General features: G+C 57.5%; 17 protein-coding genes. 6 read left to right on the top strand and 11 right to left on the bottom strand.

What is annotated here, in order from left to right; genetic code table 11:
• Positions 1-7 precede the first annotated feature (7 nt).
• The 4 genes from FOY96_RS11715 to FOY96_RS11700 form a co-directional block, all read right to left on the bottom strand.
• Entirely contained in the window at positions 8-3,085 is a 3,078-nt protein-coding gene (locus FOY96_RS11715) for an efflux RND transporter permease subunit (protein WP_143347110.1), read from the bottom strand.
• On the bottom strand, positions 3,082-4,230 hold the full coding sequence (locus tag FOY96_RS11710) for an efflux RND transporter periplasmic adaptor subunit (protein WP_143347109.1): 1,149 nt from the start codon (positions 4,228-4,230) through the stop codon (positions 3,082-3,084). Before FOY96_RS11710 ends, FOY96_RS11715 begins: the two co-directional genes overlap by 4 nt.
• A 78-nt stretch (positions 4,231-4,308) precedes the next feature.
• A complete protein-coding gene (locus FOY96_RS11705; protein WP_143347108.1) occupies positions 4,309-5,505 on the bottom strand; it encodes a sensor histidine kinase in 1,197 nt (398 codons plus the stop codon).
• Positions 5,502-6,197, bottom strand: coding sequence for a response regulator (locus FOY96_RS11700; RefSeq protein ID WP_029739347.1), 696 nt, complete (start codon positions 6,195-6,197; stop codon positions 5,502-5,504). The genes FOY96_RS11705 and FOY96_RS11700 overlap by 4 nt, the downstream gene beginning before the upstream one ends.
• Before the next feature lie 124 nt (positions 6,198-6,321).
• Here FOY96_RS11700 and FOY96_RS11695 point away from each other — a divergent pair, with 124 nt between their 5' ends.
• Positions 6,322-7,107, top strand: coding sequence for a MipA/OmpV family protein (locus FOY96_RS11695; protein ID WP_143347107.1), 786 nt, complete (start codon positions 6,322-6,324; stop codon positions 7,105-7,107).
• Positions 7,108-7,135: 28 nt separating this feature from the next.
• On the opposite strand, the gene yajD is transcribed toward FOY96_RS11695, so the two are convergent.
• Positions 7,136-7,483: an HNH nuclease YajD gene (gene yajD, locus FOY96_RS11690; protein WP_003857471.1), complete on the bottom strand. Its 348-nt coding sequence runs from the start codon at positions 7,481-7,483 to the stop codon at positions 7,136-7,138.
• 77 nt (positions 7,484-7,560) lie between these two features.
• Positions 7,561-8,454 carry a PhzF family phenazine biosynthesis protein gene (locus FOY96_RS11685; protein ID WP_094935347.1) on the bottom strand — a complete coding sequence of 298 codons (894 nt, stop codon included), beginning with the start codon at positions 8,452-8,454 and terminating at the stop codon, positions 7,561-7,563.
• A gap of 195 nt (positions 8,455-8,649) precedes the next feature.
• Between FOY96_RS11685 and FOY96_RS11680 the strand changes: the two genes are divergently transcribed.
• Positions 8,650-9,675: an LLM class flavin-dependent oxidoreductase gene (locus FOY96_RS11680; RefSeq protein WP_143347106.1), complete on the top strand. Its 1,026-nt coding sequence runs from the start codon at positions 8,650-8,652 to the stop codon at positions 9,673-9,675.
• 98 nt (positions 9,676-9,773) lie between these two features.
• Here the strand turns inward: FOY96_RS11680 and FOY96_RS11675 are convergent, their stop codons facing one another.
• Entirely contained in the window at positions 9,774-10,808 is a 1,035-nt protein-coding gene (locus tag FOY96_RS11675) for an AI-2E family transporter (protein WP_033145372.1), read from the bottom strand.
• A gap of 133 nt (positions 10,809-10,941) precedes the next feature.
• Between FOY96_RS11675 and FOY96_RS23360 the strand changes: the two genes are divergently transcribed.
• The 4 genes from FOY96_RS23360 to FOY96_RS11660 all read left to right on the top strand — a co-directional run bounded on the left by FOY96_RS23360 (position 10,942) and on the right by FOY96_RS11660 (position 14,155).
• Positions 10,942-11,112 (top strand): protein YdgV, encoded by a 171-nt coding sequence (locus tag FOY96_RS23360; protein ID WP_085930315.1) that lies wholly within the window; start codon positions 10,942-10,944, stop codon positions 11,110-11,112.
• Positions 11,113-11,230: 118 nt separating this feature from the next.
• Positions 11,231-11,593 (top strand): multidrug/spermidine efflux SMR transporter subunit MdtJ, encoded by a 363-nt coding sequence (gene mdtJ / locus FOY96_RS11670; RefSeq protein WP_029739354.1) that lies wholly within the window; start codon positions 11,231-11,233, stop codon positions 11,591-11,593.
• Complete coding sequence (gene mdtI / locus FOY96_RS11665; RefSeq protein ID WP_024909144.1) at positions 11,580-11,909, top strand: multidrug/spermidine efflux SMR transporter subunit MdtI; 330 nt, start codon at positions 11,580-11,582, stop codon at positions 11,907-11,909. Before mdtJ ends, mdtI begins: the two co-directional genes overlap by 14 nt.
• 83 nt (positions 11,910-11,992) lie before the next feature.
• Positions 11,993-14,155 carry a bifunctional diguanylate cyclase/phosphodiesterase gene (locus FOY96_RS11660; protein WP_143347105.1) on the top strand — a complete coding sequence of 721 codons (2,163 nt, stop codon included), beginning with the start codon at positions 11,993-11,995 and terminating at the stop codon, positions 14,153-14,155.
• A gap of 1 nt (position 14,156) precedes the next feature.
• Here FOY96_RS11660 and FOY96_RS11655 read toward each other — a convergent pair whose 3' ends face one another.
• The 4 genes from FOY96_RS11655 to FOY96_RS11645 form a co-directional block, all read right to left on the bottom strand.
• The gene (locus FOY96_RS11655; RefSeq protein ID WP_045888859.1) at positions 14,157-14,978 is read right to left on the bottom strand and encodes a trypsin-like serine peptidase; all 822 of its coding nucleotides are present in this window, start codon (positions 14,976-14,978) and stop codon (positions 14,157-14,159) included.
• Between the two features lie 102 nt (positions 14,979-15,080).
• Positions 15,081-15,164: a small membrane protein YdgU gene (gene ydgU, locus FOY96_RS23355; RefSeq protein WP_021241182.1), complete on the bottom strand. Its 84-nt coding sequence runs from the start codon at positions 15,162-15,164 to the stop codon at positions 15,081-15,083.
• 94 nt (positions 15,165-15,258) lie between these two features.
• Complete coding sequence (gene asr, locus FOY96_RS11650) at positions 15,259-15,780, bottom strand: acid resistance repetitive basic protein Asr (RefSeq protein ID WP_033145375.1); 522 nt, start codon at positions 15,778-15,780, stop codon at positions 15,259-15,261.
• Between the two features lie 174 nt (positions 15,781-15,954).
• Positions 15,955-16,479 carry a thioredoxin fold domain-containing protein gene (locus tag FOY96_RS11645; RefSeq protein WP_232926348.1) on the bottom strand — a complete coding sequence of 175 codons (525 nt, stop codon included), beginning with the start codon at positions 16,477-16,479 and terminating at the stop codon, positions 15,955-15,957.
• Between the last annotated feature and the right edge of the window lie 166 nt (positions 16,480-16,645).

Raw genomic sequence — 16,645 nt, 5'->3', positions numbered from 1 at the left:
TGGAGCCTCAGCGCAGCCCGTCTTCTGCGGCGTTGCGCTGAGTTCCCCACTGTAACAGCAGGCTAAACGACGCGGGTAACACGGTCAGCGTCACCAGCGTCGCGACCAGCAGCCCGCCGATAATCGCATAGGCCATTGGCCCCCAGAAGACCTGATGAGAGATCGGGATCATGCCCAGAATGGCGGCGCAGGCGGTCAGACAGATGGGTCTGGCCCGGTGCTCCGCGGCCGCCATAATCGCGGCATCGTTTGCCATTCCCTGAGCAAGATTGCTGTCAACCTCGCTAATCAGTATCACCGCGTTGCGCACGATCATCCCCGCCAGAGCGATGACGCCCAGCAGCGCGACAAACCCCATCGGCGTGCCGCCGGGCAGCATAGCCAGCACGATCCCCGGCAGGCCAAACGGGGCCATCAGGAGGGCCAGCAGCATCCGGGAATATCGCCGCAGCTGAAGCATCAGCAGCAACAGCATGAGGACCAGCGTTACCGGAAGAACGGTAAAGACGGAGCTGTTCCCCTTATCCGATTCGGCAACCGCGCCGCCTTCTTCAATGCTGTAACCTGCGGGCAGGCTCGCGCGCAGCTTGTCGACCGCCGGACGCAGCGCCGCGGATACCGCTTCAGCCTTCAGCCCCGGGGCAAGATCCGTTTGCACCGTGATAAAGGGCACGCGCTGCCGACGCCAGACGACCGGATCGTCCACGCCCCAGACCGGCGTCGCGACGGCGCTGAGCGGAATTTTTTTACCGTCATTCCCCTGAATCGTGAGCGAGGAGAGGGTGGCGGTGCTGTGACGTGCATCGTCCGTGGCCCGCAGCACCACGTCGACAAGGCGGTCGTTATCCCTGATGGAGGTGACAACGCTGCCGGACCAGACGGTGTTCAGCGTGCGGGCGAGGCTTTCTGACGATATTCCCGCCGCTCTGGCCGCCGTCTGATTCACCTTAAGGGTGATGACCCTCTCCGGCTCTCCGGCCGTCTGGTTAACGTCGCGTGAGAACGGGGACTGGCCAATCGCGTCCGTGAGACGGTTCGCCAACGCCCGGACCTGCAGATAATCTGGCCCGCTCACCCGGTATTTGATGGGCCAGCCGACGGGCGGCCCCAGCTCAAGGGGCGACACGCGCGTGATGATGTCGCTAAACTGCGTCGCCAGGATCCTGTTGAGCCGAGCATGCAGACGATCCCGCGCCTCAAGATCCTTAGCCACCACGACCATCTGGGCGATGTTTTCATTTTCCAGCAGCACGTCCATCGGCAGGTAAAAACGGATGGCTCCCGACCCGACGTACGTCGAATAGCGATCGATGTTGCCGTTGCCTGCCAGCGCCTTTTCCAGCTTTTCCACCTCTCTTAACGTTTCCGGCTGCGACGCGTTGGCCGGAAGCGTCAGGCTGACCAGCAGCTCTGGCCGGTCCGAAGCGGGGAAAAACTCGCCCTGCATAAACGTCGTGCCGTACGCTGACAGCCCCAGCGCGGCAAGCGCAATCAGCACGGTAGCGAGCCGGTGGCGCAGTGCCAGGCGTAAAAGGCGCCCGTACCTGCGCGCGATCCTGCCGGGGCCTGCCGCGTGATGTCTGACTTTTTCCGGCAGCAGCCACGTGCCCGTCAGCGGCGAAAACAGGATCGCGACAGCCCAGGAGCAGAGCAGGGCAATGAGCACCACCGCAAACAGGGAAAAACAGTATTCACCGGCGCTGGAGGCCGCAAAACCAACGGGAATAAAGCCGGCAATCATCACCAGAGTACCGGTGAGCATCGGGAAGGCCGTCGTTTTGAACGCATGCGTGGCCGCGTGCCGACGGGAATCCCCCGCTTCCAGCCGGGAGACCATCGTTTCGACGGCGATCATCGCGTCATCCACCAGCAGGCCCAGGGCAATGATCAGCGCCCCGAGCGAGATACGCTGAAGGCCAATACCGGCGAGCATCATGCCGGCAAACGTCATGGCGAGCACCAGCGGAATGGCCGTCGCCACCACCAGCCCGGCCCGTAACCCCAGCGAGACAAATGAAACCGCCAGCACGATAACAACGGCTTCGATAAGCACCCGGATAAACCCGCTTACCGCGTCACTGACCACCGCTGACTGATCGGCGACTTTCACCATCTCGATACCGTGCGGCAGCCCGGCGCTGAGGGCCGCCATTCTGGCATTCAGCGCAGCGCCGAAACGCAGCATGTTGCCCGTTGGCGCCATCGACACCGCCAGCCCGATAGCCGGTTTGCCGTTCACCCGGTAGGCCGGGGCCGGTGGCTCGGCGATTTCCCGGGTGACGGTGGCAATGTCGGTCAGCGGAATATAGCGATTGTTCACGTGCAGCGTGACGGCGCGTAAGCTCTCTTCGGTCGTGAGCGCTCCGCTGACCTTGATCGCCATGTTCTCTTTTTCGGTACGCATCGTTCCTGCCGGGACAACCGCATTTTGCGCCCGGAGGGCGTCGGCGACCGCCTGAATATCGAGCCCCATCCCGGCCAGGCGCGCCGGAGAAAAGGCGAGAACCCACTGCTCCTGCTGTTCGCCCAGCAGGGTGGTTTTGCCTATATCCGGCAGGGACATCAGCTCGCGCCGTATTGTCTCTGCGCGATCCCGCACCTCCCGCAGGGTAAAACCTTCGGGAATAAAGGCGTAAATTGTGCCGAACGTGTCGTCAAATTCGTCGTCCACGGCAGGGCCCTGCACCCCTTCGGGCAGGGACGGCGCGATGTCCTGCATTTTTTTGCGAACCTGATACCAGATATCCGGCACGCGTTGCGGGGGCGTATCGTCACGGAGGTTGACGTGGATAACGGTGCGTCCGGCCCGGGTTTCACTTTCGAGATAGTCCAGCCAGGGCGTTTCCTGCAGCTTTTTTTCAAGCGTATCGGTCAGCAGGCGGGTGGTATCCGTCACGGAGGCTCCCGGCCACTGCGCGGAGACGACGGCCGTTTTAATGGTAAAAGCCGGATCTTCGTTACGCGGCAGCTTCTCATAGCAGAACACGCCCATCGCAATTACCAGCAGCATGAAAAAGCTGACCATCTGCTGGTTCTTCAGCGCCCAGGCGGAGAGGTTAAATTTGGCTTCCGGTAATGTGTTCATGGCTGAACCTCTCCGGCAACCACCGGCTCGCCGGACCGCAATGTGCTCACGCCCGCCGTAATCACCCTGTCGCCCGGCTCAAGGCCGGAGGCAATCATGACGGAGGTGGCCGTATAGCTCGCGGGCACCACCGCGCGCAGCTGCGCCCGCGACTGCGGGGTAATCACAAAAACGGCCGGTTTGTCGCCGACGCGGGTCAGCGCCGAGGCGGGAAGGGTGTAGCCGCGCGGGGCAGACGATGGCAACGTGACGGTAACGCTGGCGCCCAGCGCCATGGCCGCCGGCGGGTTTTGCAGGGTGGCCCTGACGCGCCAGGTGCGGGTCTGAGGATCGGCCTGCGGCGTGATATCCCGCAGCGCGGCAGACGCCTGTACCGACGGGTCGCTGAGGAGGGAAACCCGCAACTCCGCCTTATCCAGAGGCGGGATCGCATCCGGAGTGGCAATATCAAACGCCACGTCGCGGGCTTCACCCGTTGCCAGCGTCAGCACGGACTGACCGTCGCTGACAACCTGCCCCGCAGAAGCGTTCACGGCCGTGATGACGCCCGCCTGCGGCGCGATCAGGCGCGTCCAGCCGAGGCTTTCACGGGCATTTCGCCACGCGGCCTCGCTGCTTTTTAAGCGCGCGCGGGCGACAAGCCAGTCCGCACGGGCGCTGTCGAGCTGCGTGCGGGCTATCGCGCCCGTTGGCATGAGCTTTTGCATTCGACTGACGTTAAGCGCGGCGACCTGCGCCGAGGCTTTGGCGCCTTCATAGTCGGCCGCCGCGCCGTCGAGCTGGTTTTGCCCGGTCGCGTTGTCAAGCGTGGCCAGCAGCTGTCCGGCAGTGACCCGGTCGCCAATATCAACGCTGCGCGTCAGTATCCGGCCCCCGGTCCGAAAGCTCAGGGGCGTTTCATCGCGGGCATGGATCTCACCGGTTCTTTCCAGCGCGGGAAGGGTCTGGGCGGCCCCGACGACGACGTAGCGTACCGCTCGCGCCGGGTCAGGCTTATTTTCGTGTTTATCACCGCAGCCGGTCAGCGGAAAAATCGCCAGCGCAAGCAGGGCCAGGGGAAGAAAATGCAGCCAGGAAAGGGTGCGCGCCACGCCGTACAAATGATGCAGGCAGTGGCGGAGGGAGAGAAAAAATTCGTCTGACATAACGCCGCTCCATAAAGGGAATGGCGTTATTAAATGCGCGCTACGTCGAGAAAGATTCGATGTTCTGTCAAGGCTTTATCAAGAGTGAAGATTTTCATTACCGGACGGATGCCAGGGCAATAAAATGCGCACGGCGAGGCCGCCGGTTTCCGGTAATGACGCGCTAATCTCACCCCCATGCGCCTCGCAAATCGCCCGGGCGATGGATAAACCGAGGCCGCTGCCGCCGGAATGCCGCGCGCGGGACTGCTCCTCGCGGCTAAAGCGTTTAAACATTTCCGGTAAAAACTGGGGCGAGACGCCCGGCCCGTCATCGGTAAATTCGAGGGTGTAGCGCCCGCTGGCGTAGTGCAGCGCCACCTCGAGGTGGCCGCCCTCGCGCCCGTAACGTAGCGCATTTTCCATGAGGATGGTAACGACCTGTCCAAGACGGAACGCATCGCCTCTGAAGGGGCTGGTGCGCGGGTTGCGAAGCGTTATCCGAAAATGATGCGCGTCAGCCTCGGGCATGATCCAGGCAGCCCGCTCCTGAATCAGCTCATCCAGACAGAACGGCTGGTCCTCCAGCACGAGGTTACCCGCGTCGGCGAGCGAGAGAAGGTGAAGCTCATCGGTGAGGCGGTTGAGGTGCTGGAGCTGTTTCATCACCATGCCGAGCTGCGCCGGGCTGGCGTCAAACACGCCGTCTAACATGCCCTGCAGACGCCCGATGGCGGCCGTCAGGGGCGAGCGCAGCTCGTGCGCCATCGCAACGTGCGAGGCGCGGAGCTCTTTTTCATAGCGGGCGAGCTGTCCCGTCATGGAGTTAAAGTCGGTCGCAAAGCTGACCATTTCAGCCGGCGCATCCTTGATAAGTTCCGCCTGGCGGCCAAACTGCCCGTCGGCAACATCCTTTGCCGCATCGCGAAGGCGGCTGAACTGCAGCGCCAGCGGCCGGGCGTGTTTGAGCCCCATCACCACGATAAACGGGATCATCACCAGCACCAGCAGGGCCACCGTGGCCCAGTCGGCTGAGGCGATAGATGGCGTGGAATAGCTCAGTCCCCACCAGGTGTCCACAATCGAGTGGAAGCGGGCCGGATTGGCCTGCGGGTTCTGGCTGAGCGTCAGAAACTCCTGCCGGACCGCCGCTGGCATTTTGCCCATTATCCAGTAGTTCTGTACCGCATAGCGCAGCCACATGCAGGTGGCAATGACGATCACGCTGCCGATAGCCAGCGCCAGGATGCGCGCGCAAATCCAGCGCCACAGAGAGGAGTGCTGATTTTTAATCATGGCTGTCTGAACCTGTAACCCACGCCGCGAACGTTGATCAGCACGCCGGAGATCCCCGCCGCTTCCAGTTTTTTACGCAGGTTATAAATATGGGTGTCCACCACGCGCTCCAGCGCCTCGCTTTCCGGCAGACAGTGCTCCAGTAAATACTGGCGGGAGAACGGGTGCGCCGGAGAACGCAGCAGCGTTGCCAGAAGCGAGAATTCCGTTGGCGTAAGATCGAGCATCACGGGCGCGTCGCCGCCGTTATCCACGCTCGCCACAATGGCGGCAACGTCCACCTCGAGCGTTTGCCAGCGAAGGATCGCTTCGTCCGTCTCTTTTTTACTGCTGCGCCGCAGCACCGCCTGCACCCGAGCCACCACTTCCCCCGGATGATAAGGCTTCACAACGTAATCATCGGCACCGTACCGCAGGGCACCAATGCGGTCCGGGGTATCCCCCATGGCCGTGACCATGATCACCGGCACATCGCTTTTACGACGCAGGCCAGCCAGCACCTCGGTGCCGTTAAGCCCCGGCAGCATCACGTCCAGCAGGATGAGGTCGGGCTTCCACCGCTGCGCCATATCCAGCCCGGAATGACCGTCTCCGGTAATGGTCACGTCGTAATTTTCCCGCCGTAAATAGGCCTCGAGCACGCCGGCCGCATCGGCGTCATCTTCAATAATCAGCACTCTTCTGGACAACATCCGTTCACCTTGACCATTTCTTAACACTATCCCGACGATTCATTGATTCAGCCAAATCATACTGCGCCAACGTTGTGTGGCCGCCCCCGTATCAGGAGGCGCCAGCGTCCGTATGGAGAGCAGTATGATAGCGATAAAAAAAGTCCTGTATATGTCCGTCCCGCTTCTGATGGCCGTGGCTTCCGGCGCGCAGGCGGATGATGGCTCCGCGTCCGATTCCTTAACCGTCGGGCTGGGGGGACAGTATGCCCCACGTTACTCAGGCTCAGACAAGCAGGTGTGGCAGGTGGTTCCGGTGCTGCAGGGTCGTAAAGGCGCTTTCTTTATTGATGCGCAAAAAGGGGTGGGATATGACCTGCAAAACGACAGCGGCTGGTATTTTGAACACACGCTGGGCTACGACTTCGGAAGGGCTGATAAAAATTCTGGCTGGCGTGAGGGCGCAAACAATCTGAAAGGGATGGGGGACATTGATGCCACCCTGAATACCGGCCTTGCCGTCGGCTGGCAGGCCGCGCCATGGCTGAGTATGGAAGGCAAAGCGACGCTGCCGTTAACGGACAGCCAGGGGGGAAGCTATCAGGCTTCCGTTACGCTAATCCCGGTACAAAATAATCAGGACACGGTCGCCTTTCAGTCTGCGGCCCTGTTTGGCGACAGCCGTTATCTGAATACCTGGTATGGGGTCAGCGAGCAGCAGAGCCGCCGCACCGGCTATCGCCGCTATGCTGCGACGGGTGGATTCTATGGCGTCGACACCAGCCTGACCTGGAGCCATCAGTTCGATGCTCACTGGGGGACGGTGCTGAGCGCGGACTATACCTGGCTGGGCGCTCGTGCGAATAACAGCCCGATCGTGATGCGGCGCAATGAGGGGGCTGCAACCGCCGCTATCACCTGGACATTTTAAATTCGAGAAGCACGAGGGGACGAGAGGATTATTTCTTCTTATCCATCATCGCTTTTAAATCGGCAAACGGGTTAAACGTGGCGACGCCTACGTCTTTTTGCGCGTCTTCCCCGGCGACCACGGTGGTGCCGTACTGATCCGCTTCGGTGTATTTCGAATGTTCGTGGTCGTGGCAAAACAGGCACAACAGCTCCCAGTTGCTGCCATCTTCCGGGTTGTTGGTATGGTCGTGATCGATATGATGAACCGTGAGTTCACGCAGATTGGAATAGACAAACTCGCGCGAGCAGCGTCCACACACCCATGGATAGATTTTTAATGCTTTTTCGCGATAGCCGCTTTCCAGCCGCGCGTAGTTTTTGGGGATCAAAGCCATTGCCGGTTTTACCTGTGATAAAAATAGTGTGCCAATATAGCCCATCGGGTGCCGTAAAGGTAAACGCCATTGCTCCGTTAGAGTGAAAATGCGCCTTCAAGCGTAATCACACATTTTCCCCCTACGCGAACCACCGCCTTTCCTGACGAGGCATCGTATCCCGCGAACAGCACGCTTGCTCGCCCCATATCAACGCCCTGACTGACGTTAAGGTTAAGCGTCGTTTTATTGCGGTGCAACGCCAGCAGCGCCGTTGTAGCGGCGGTCGCGCTACCTGTTGCAGGATCTTCTGTCATGCGGGGAGTAAACATGCGGGCCTGCACATCGTGAGGTTCATCGGGATCCGTATCCAGGGTATAGGCATAGAGGGAAACCGCGCCATCCAGCGGTAACGTTGCGCGAAAACCCTGTAAATTCGGCACGCACCGACGAAGCGCCTCGCGAGAAGCCAGCTCGGCTATCAGGAAGGGCAGACCTACCGACGCGACAACAGGCATATGTACCGCGGTACGGATATCTTCTGCGTTCAGGGATAAGCAGGCAGCCACGCTTTCCGGGCTTACTTCAGAGCGGCAGGAGAGTGCCTCAGGCACCAGGAGTTCTGCGCCAGTCACGGTATCGTTGTCACGCAGCAGGCGTACTGGCACCAGACCGGCTATTTCCTCGAAGTGCAGCGTTTCAGGCAGGGGCTGATGATTCATCGCGGCGTGATAGGCCAGCACGTACGCAGTTCCAACATTCGGGTGCCCGGCGAAGGGGATCTCGCGCGAGGGCGTAAAAATTCGCACGCGTGCCGTACTGGAGGGATTGTCTGGCGGCAGAACGAACGTGGTTTCGCTGTAGCCAAATTCAACGGCGACCTGCTGCATTTGTGCTTTGCTCATACCCTCCGCATCGAGTACGACGGCGACAGGGTTACCCTGAAACGGGGTGTCAGTAAAAACATCCGCAACAACATAGCGTCTCTTCATTTTCTGTCCGGTGTAAAAATCCTGACATAGAGTAGTAACGTTAAATCAAACCGATAACCAGCCGTTTTTTACCTGACGGACCTGAAAAAAATTCAATCAATTTATTTGAATTATTCCGTTAAATAAACGGCATTTATTATTACCGGGTAATGCGTAAAGTGTATAGGACGCAAAGCATTCTCAGGACACATGGTTATGAAAAAGATCGGGTTTTTATCCTTTGGTCACTGGACGCCTTCGCCGCAGTCCGGCACGCGCTCGGCGGCAGACACGCTGCTGCAGTCCATTGATTTAGCCGTGGCGGCTGAAGAGCTGGGGGCAGACGGCGCCTATTTCCGCGTGCACCATTTCGCCCGACAGCTGAGCTCGCCGTTTCCTCTGCTGGCGGCCATTGGCGCAAAAACGAAAACCATCGAAATCGGTACCGGCGTAATTGATATGCGCTATGAAAATCCGATGTACATGGCCGAAGACGCGGGCGCGGCGGATCTGATTTCCGGCGGTCGTTTGCAGCTTGGCATCAGCCGCGGCTCGCCGGAGCAGGTCATTGATGGCTGGCGCCATTTCGGCTATGTCCCGCAGGAAGGGGAAAACGAATCGGACATGGCGCGCCGTCATACCGAGGTGCTGCTTGAGGTGCTGCGCGGTGAAGGGTTTGCCAAACCCAATCCGCAGCCTATGTTCCCGAATCCGCCGGGGCTGCTGCGTCTGGAGCCGTATTCTGAAGGGCTACGCGAGCGTATCTGGTGGGGCGCTGGTTCCAATGCGACGGCCGTATGGGCCGCAAAGCTGGGAATGAACCTGCAAAGTTCAACCCTGAAGGACGATGAAACCGGCGAGCCGTTCCATATTCAGCAGGCAAAACAGATCCGCGCGTACCGTCAGGCCTGGAAAGAGGCAGGGCATATGCGCCAGCCGCGGGTGTCGGTCAGCCGCAGCATTTTTGCGCTAATGGACGACCGCGACCGGATGTATTTCGGTGCCAGCCGCAACGACAGCGATAGCGTGGGCTACCTTGATGAGAAAACGCGCGCGATCTTCGGGCGCAGCTATGCGGCGGAGCCGGACAAGCTGATTGAACAGCTGAAAAAGGACGACGCGATTGCCGAAGCCGATACGTTATTACTGACCGTGCCGAACCAGCTGGGTGTGGATTACAATGCGCACGTGATTGAATCCATTCTCAAACACGTCGCACCGGCAATGGGCTGGCGCGAGTAGTTGGCACGCAGGGATAGCGCGTGGCGTGATTCTCAATCTGTAACTATCCGGGCGCTTATCGCGAAGACAGGAGGGGCAATACGTCCCTCCTGTCAGCGCTATTTATGGCTCATATCGCTCAGCAGCACGGCGATAGTTTGCCCGCCCGCCGTCTGTTCCAGACCAATCTTGACGATAATGGTCAGCGGGACGGAGAGCAGCATCCCAACGGGCCCGAGAAGCCAGCCCCAGAAAATCAGGGACAAAAAGACCACCAGCGTGGAGAGTCCCAGCCCCCGACCCATCATGCGTGGCTCAAGAATATTACCGAACACCAGGTTGATGACCAGATAGCCGGCCAGCAGGATCAGCGCGTCATAAAGCCCGCTGAAAACCAGCACCTGAAGGATAGGGGGGATCGCCGCCAGCACGGAGCCGATGTTGGGAATGTAGTTAAGCGCAAACGCCAGTAACCCCCAGACAAACGCAAAGCGAACGTCCAGCGCAAGAAGCATTCCCCAGACAACACCGCCCGTGACCAGGCTAATCGCCGTTTTCAGCACCAGATAGCGGGAGACGCTGTCCAGCGCGCGTTGAATCGCTCCCATTCCTTCAACCGGACGGACCATCATCTGCTGCAGCTTTGCCGGCAGCTGCGGCACCTCCAGCAGCATAAACACCACAGTTAAAAACAGCAGGAAAATGGAGGTCATGGCATTGGAAAGCTGCGCCAGCAGGCTGGTGACGATCGTCATGGCCGCGTTGGGGTCGATATATTTCAGGAGTTCCTCAACCGAGACTTCGATGCCCGCGCGCTGCAGCCAGGGTTCCAGCTGCAGCAGCGGTATCGCCAGCGAAGAGCGGTACTTCGGCAGCGTTCGCGCCAGTTCATTGAGCGAGGTCCCCAGATACGCCACCAGCAAGACCATCGCCACAATGATGATGCTGATAAGCAGCGTTATCGCCAGCACGCGCGGGATGCGTAGCCGCGTCATGCGCTGCACCAGCGGGTTAAGGATCACCGCAACAAACAGGGCCAGAATAAAAGGCACAATAATGTCGGCGGCAAAACGAACGCCCGTCAGTATGATCACCAGCATGCCCAGCATGATGACAATTTTTAACCCGTTCAGGGTAATAATGGGTTTAGCCATGGTGACTCCGAATTTTTCTTTATATTTATAATAAAGGTGAAAGGCGTTGCAATAAACTAACCAAAATCAAACGGTATGGGTAAAGAATTGCAAAGACTTTGAGTAAAATCCTGGCTTATGGTACAAATCTGGTGTGTTTAACTACCGAGGACAATTTTCATCCGCAAAGACGAGAAGCAACAACGCGGATAATTGTAATTTTATGGACAATATGTTCAGGACGTACTCTTCAAACAATACCGCTGTATACTCCACTTCTTTCTGCCTGCTTTCTGGTGAGCAACACTGGCGCACCGCACTATAGTCACGTCTTCTGCCTGAGCTGGCGCTAAGCGCTTAGCTATTTGATTTCAATTCGTATTTTTTTGGTTTGCTGCACGCAGCGAGCCATGATGGATTATATTCTCAAGCAGGAGAAAAACATGTTTTACTGGATCCTATTAGCGCTGGCTATCATCGCTGAAATTACCGGCACGCTGTCTATGAAATGGGCAAGCGTCAGCGATGGCAACACCGGTTTTATTTTGATGCTGGTGATGATTTCGCTTTCTTATATTTTCCTCTCGTTTGCGGTGAAAAAAATTGCGCTGGGCGTCGCGTATGCACTGTGGGAAGGGATCGGTATTTTGTTGATTACGCTGTTCAGCGTGCTGATATTTGACGAAACATTAACAACAATGAAGGTCGCCGGATTAACGACGCTGGTCGCGGGTATTGTGCTGATTAAATCGGGTACCCGTAAACCTGGCAAACAGCAGAAGGAGCAGAACCATGCAACAGTTTGAGTGGGTTCATGCGGCCTGGCTGGGGCTCGCCATCGTGCTGGAAATCCTGGCGAACGTTCTGCTGAAATTCTCGGATGGTTTTCGCCGTAAACTCTACGGCCTGATGTCGATTGCCGCGGTTCTGGGGGCGTTCAGCGCGCTGTCTCAGGCGGTAAAAGGGATCGATCTTTCGGTGGCCTATGCGCTGTGGGGCGGTTTTGGTATCGCCGCTACCCTGGCCGCTGGCTGGGTACTCTTCGGCCAGCGCTTAAACAACAAGGGCTGGATGGGGCTCATCTTGCTGCTTGCCGGCATGATCATGATAAAACTCGCCTGACAGACCTCTCGCCATGATTTACAGGCAGCGAAATTCGCTGCCTGTATTACGCTTAGAAAAGCAAAACATGAAGAGGATGGCTGATGTATCGCACATTAAGCTGGCGCAATATTCCCAATGCGAGAACGTTGTTTGCCCTGGTCTTCATGGCGGGCATCGGCTTAATCATCTCCATCGTCGCACTGCTCTATCTATCCCTGCATCTTATCAGCACCAAAACCAACGAAATTGATGAACACCGCACGGCGCTTTCCGTGCAGGGGTCTATTCAGACATCGGTTAACCGCGTCTCCTCTCTGGTGCTTGATAACGCCGTCTGGGACGATGCGGTGCGGGAGGCCTACCGTCCCACGCTCGATACCGACTGGTTGTACAACACCTGGGGTACTGGCTTTAAAATCAATAACCTCTATGACGGCACCTTCGTGCTGGATGAGCATTTCAACGTCCTCTGGGGATCGTTTCAAAGCCGGCCCTTTAACGAAAAAAACCTCGACTTCTTTGGTAAAGGCCTCAAAGCGCTTATCGACCAGCACGGGCGCGAGCTTGCGGGCGAAAAAAATATCTATGCGGGGATCAGCCAGACGCGCAACGGCGTGGCCTTTGTCGGCATTGGGCTGATTCGCCCGATGGTCGGCAGCTTACAGGTCCACGACGGAACGCGCCGCTATCTGGTGATTACCCGCCATCTGAACGCCAGAATATTATCCGACCTGGGCGGCACCTTTCAGATCGATAACCTCCATTTTACCCCTGGCAAAATCAACGATCGCAGTATGCCGCTGCACAGTGCGGCAGGGGAGTTAGTCGGATATCTGAACTGGCAGGCGCGGCTCCCGGGCGCACAGGCCGCCCGGGCGGCATCGTCTGATATCAGGCAGATTGTGGTGCTGGTGTCGGGGCTGATTCTGCTCTTCATTCTGGTGAGCAGCGTGGGGCTGTACAAACTCGCGCGCGGCGAAAGCCAGGCGCGTCTGGTCGCAAGAACGGACTGGCTAAGCCATCTGCCGAACCGGCGCGCGCTTATAGAAACGCTTGATCGGGTGCGTTTACGCGGCGATACCGACGTCAAAAGCGTGGTGTTTATCGATCTGGACGGTTTTAAAGATGTGAATGACATCTACGGCCACAGCGTGGGTGACGACCTCATCGTGGCGATAGCAAAAACGCTGAATGAACGCGTGCCGCCGGGCGGGATGCTGGCGCGCATGGGCGGGGATGAGTTTGCCATGACCATCGGTGGAGATGATGCAGAGGCGCAGGCTACCGCCTTTGCCGTTTCCGTGCTGGATTTTCTCACCACCCCGGTTCAGCTGGGGGAACGCACCATCCATATCGGTGCCAGCATCGGCATCGCCAGCGGAACCCTGACCGAATGCAACAGTTCCGAACTGTTTCGCCGTGCCGATATTGCCATGTATCACGCCAAAATGAGCGGGAAAGGGCGTATTACCCACTACGACGCGGAGCTGAATAGCGTCCGGGAACGCAAGCTGGCGATTGAAAATCAGATCCGCAGCGGTCTGGAGCGCGATGAGTTTGAGGTCTGGTATCAGCCGATCGTTGACGCCCGCAGTCAGACAATGAGCAGCGTCGAAGCGCTGGTCCGCTGGCCACGTCGCCCGGAGGGGCCGCTGGGTCCGGATACCTTTATCGCCATTGCGGAGACCAGCGGTCTGATTTACAAGCTGGGTCAGTTCGTATTGCAGCGAGCATGTGAGGATCTACAGCCGTACGGTGAATTAAAGCTCTCCGTGAATATCTCCCCCGCGCAATTTCGCGATCCTGCCTTCGAAGAAAAAGTGGCCAGCGTGCTGGAGAGCACCCGTTTCCCGGCCAACCGGCTGCAGCTTGAGGTTACGGAGTCGTATGTACTGGAAAATCCGGAGCGAGCCCGCATGGCGATAGCGAATCTTAAAGCGCTGGGTACGGCGGTGGCGCTGGATGACTTTGGCACCGGCTATTCCAGCATTGGCTATTTGCGGCGTTTTAACTTCGACACCATCAAGATTGATAAATCCCTGGCCGGGCTGATGGATAACGATGAACAGGCGGCCGCGCTGGTGAGCGGTACGGTGCGGATCGCCAATGCGCTGGGCATGGCGGTGGTGGCAGAAGGGGTGGAAACCGAGAAGCAAATGAAACTGCTGCGGCTGGCTGGCTGCGATCAACTGCAGGGTTTTTGGTTCAGCCAGCCGATGCCAATTGAGTCAATCAAAGCGTTACGTAAGGTCAGGCGCTGCTGATTTACTGCTGCGCCAGCGCTTCCAGCTGGTCGCGGAAACCGGTAACGGACAAGGCGCGGTTATCGGCGCGCCACCGGTCTTTTGCCGCCGGGGCAGAGCTCTGGACACCAATCAACTGCCAGCCATTGTCGGTTTTCAGCATCAGCGGCGAACCACTGTCACCCGGCAACGTATCGCACTGATGCGAGAGTACGCTGGTTTGCGCCCAGCCCGTCACAATACAGTCGCTGTGCGTATAAAGCGTATCCAGATGATCGACAGGATAGCCTGACTGCGTCACCTTTCGGTCGGCGGCTTTCAGCGCGGCGGTGAGAGCGGCCTTGTCGCCGTCAAATAACGGCAGCGGCGTAATGCCCGAAGGCGGGTAGCGTAAAACGATCAGGCCAAAGTCCCATGAGGCGGCCGCCGGTGGCACGATCCAGCCGTCGCCATCCGGCTTCAGGCGTTTGCCGAGAGACGGATCGACCCGTCCTTCAATGCCGTGGATTTCATAGCGCCAGGTCCCTTTTTGCGACACAAACCGCAAGGCAACCGCTTTATCCGGCTTGCCGTTTGGCGGCGTTAACAGGCAGTGGCCTGCCGTCAGGGCAAGCTGCGGGGTGATCAGCGTCGCGGTGCATAAGTTACCGCTGGCGGTTTCCAGTTGACCTATAGCATCCCAGGGGGCCTGGGTGGGATCGGCGACGCGCGTACGATCGTCATGACCGAAAAAAAGCGTCTTTAGCTCTTTCGCGCTAATGGTGTCATCACCGCCATCATCCGCATGTGAGAATCCAGAAAAAACACCAAACGTTCCCAGTAACAACACAACAGATTTACGCATATCACACTCTGGTGGGGGTAATTATGATTATTAAAAGTGAACCCTATGAAAATACTATAGACGGGACAGCGCTAAAGTGGGAGTAAAATCAGCGTGCTACAATCAGGAAAGATAAAAATGGCTGGCGATGAGCGCGCATAAAATAAGCAGGATAAGAATCAGCTCAAACCGATAGCGTCGCAGCATACGCCCTCCGGAAATAAAAAAACGGCGCGGAACCTGTTCCGGTTCAGCGCCGGTTTACCAACGTGCCCCGAAGGGCACGGTTAAGCTTGTACTCTTACGCAGCTGGCTGTGCAGCTGGTTTAGCAGCTTCGTGTTTTACTGCTTTTTTGTGATGCTTTTTAGCAGCCTGAGCTTTCTGTTCTACAGCCGGTTTGGTCGCTTTTTTGTGGTGCTTTTTAGCAGCCTGCGCTTTCTGCTCTACAGCCGGTTTGGTCGCTTTTTTGTGGTGCTTTTTAGCAGCTTGCGCTTTCTGCTCTACAGCCGGTTTAGCGGCTTTTTTGTGGTGCTTTTTAGCAGCCTGCGCTTTCTGTTCTACAGCCGGTTTAGCGGCTTTCTTGTGGTGCTTTTTGGCAGCCTGAGCTTTCTGCTCGGTTGGTGCTGCGGTTGCTGGCGCAGCGGCTTCTTTTTTCACTGCAGCTTTGTGATGTTTCTTATGGTGAACCGCTTTTGCTGGCGCAGCGGTGGTGGTTGCTGCAGGCGCGGCAGCCGGTGCAGCAGTTGCGGTAGTGTCAGCAGCAAATGCAGCAGAAGACAGACCCATAGCAGCGGCAACAACCAGAGCTAATACTTTATTCATTCTCATACCCTCGAATTTGGTTTTTCATTTAACCCCACTGCGGGGCCGTTGAAATAACTATATCCCTGTAAATTCGAGGTTTCCGTGAGTGATTGGTATCAGCGTGTAACGGAATGTACAGCGGGGAGGAAAGTGTACGAACAGGCCAAACGCCGCTGCTCGTACGGGCCTCTGTTATTTGTTCAGTGTGGCCAGAATAGCCGCCGGAGACTGACTGCCTATAATCGTCCGTGATTCAGGCTCGATCACCACCATTACCGGGGTGATGCTAATGCCCAGTCGTTCTGCCAGTGCAGATTGCCGCGCGATCAGATCGGAACAGGCTGTGGTGGTGTCGTTATCCGGTAAAAATCCCGCCATCGCTTGTTGCAGGCTTTTGACCTTATCGGTTGAACACCAGACGCGCCCCATATCTTCAATCACCGAATCGCGAATGGCGTTGGGCGCAACGGTCAGAAACGACATCGTCAAACCGGCATCCGTATATTGCTTAACGCTTTTCACTACGTTGCTGCAGTAAATGCACTGGTTATCAATAAACACCAGCAGCTTATATTTTTCAGCAGGAGCCTGAAACGTGATGGGCTGGAGGTCTGCAAGAGAGCGGGTAATATCGTTGAACGCGTCTTGCGGGGTAGTATCCGTGGCTGCGAAAGTACTTAAACTGGTCGCACACAGAATGGCTAACATCGTTTTCATTATGCCTTTCATCATTCATCCCTTTATTTTTTTAATCCTGACCTGATGGCAGTCTAATTGTGTCGGAAGGACACGCATTCATACACCCGACACATTCATGACAACATGTGCTAAATCATATTCTTATTGAAAAGGGTGAGAAGAGTGCCGGAGCAGGCTCCGGCAG

It is taken from the genome of Enterobacter asburiae (assembly GCF_007035645.1).
GTDB classification, from domain to species: domain Bacteria; phylum Pseudomonadota; class Gammaproteobacteria; order Enterobacterales; family Enterobacteriaceae; genus Enterobacter; species Enterobacter asburiae_B.
The sequence above is the reverse complement of the archived record's forward strand: the minus strand, read 5'-3'. Positions and strand labels throughout refer to the sequence as shown.

What these genes read in the sequence shown, in the direction of transcription:
- mdtI (WP_024909144.1), top strand. Translation starts at nt 11,580, where the DNA reads ATGCAACAGTTTGAGTGGGTTCATGCGGCCTGGCTGGGGCTCGCCATC.
- FOY96_RS11655 (WP_045888859.1), bottom strand. Translation starts at nt 14,978, where the DNA reads ATGCGTAAATCTGTTGTGTTGTTACTGGGAACGTTTGGTGTTTTTTCT.
- FOY96_RS11660 (WP_143347105.1), top strand. Translation starts at nt 11,993, where the DNA reads ATGTATCGCACATTAAGCTGGCGCAATATTCCCAATGCGAGAACGTTG.
- mdtJ (WP_029739354.1), top strand. Translation starts at nt 11,231, where the DNA reads ATGTTTTACTGGATCCTATTAGCGCTGGCTATCATCGCTGAAATTACC.
- FOY96_RS11710 (WP_143347109.1), bottom strand. Translation starts at nt 4,230, where the DNA reads ATGTCAGACGAATTTTTTCTCTCCCTCCGCCACTGCCTGCATCATTTG.
- FOY96_RS11645 (WP_232926348.1), bottom strand. Translation starts at nt 16,479, where the DNA reads ATGAAAACGATGTTAGCCATTCTGTGTGCGACCAGTTTAAGTACTTTC.
- FOY96_RS11680 (WP_143347106.1), top strand. Translation starts at nt 8,650, where the DNA reads ATGAAAAAGATCGGGTTTTTATCCTTTGGTCACTGGACGCCTTCGCCG.
- FOY96_RS11685 (WP_094935347.1), bottom strand. Translation starts at nt 8,454, where the DNA reads ATGAAGAGACGCTATGTTGTTGCGGATGTTTTTACTGACACCCCGTTT.
- ydgU (WP_021241182.1), bottom strand. Translation starts at nt 15,164, where the DNA reads ATGCTGCGACGCTATCGGTTTGAGCTGATTCTTATCCTGCTTATTTTA.
- FOY96_RS11695 (WP_143347107.1), top strand. Translation starts at nt 6,322, where the DNA reads ATGATAGCGATAAAAAAAGTCCTGTATATGTCCGTCCCGCTTCTGATG.
- FOY96_RS11700 (WP_029739347.1), bottom strand. Translation starts at nt 6,197, where the DNA reads ATGTTGTCCAGAAGAGTGCTGATTATTGAAGATGACGCCGATGCGGCC.
- FOY96_RS11705 (WP_143347108.1), bottom strand. Translation starts at nt 5,505, where the DNA reads ATGATTAAAAATCAGCACTCCTCTCTGTGGCGCTGGATTTGCGCGCGC.
- FOY96_RS11675 (WP_033145372.1), bottom strand. Translation starts at nt 10,808, where the DNA reads ATGGCTAAACCCATTATTACCCTGAACGGGTTAAAAATTGTCATCATG.
- asr (WP_033145375.1), bottom strand. Translation starts at nt 15,780, where the DNA reads ATGAATAAAGTATTAGCTCTGGTTGTTGCCGCTGCTATGGGTCTGTCT.
- FOY96_RS11715 (WP_143347110.1), bottom strand. Translation starts at nt 3,085, where the DNA reads ATGAACACATTACCGGAAGCCAAATTTAACCTCTCCGCCTGGGCGCTG.
- yajD (WP_003857471.1), bottom strand. Translation starts at nt 7,483, where the DNA reads ATGGCTTTGATCCCCAAAAACTACGCGCGGCTGGAAAGCGGCTATCGC.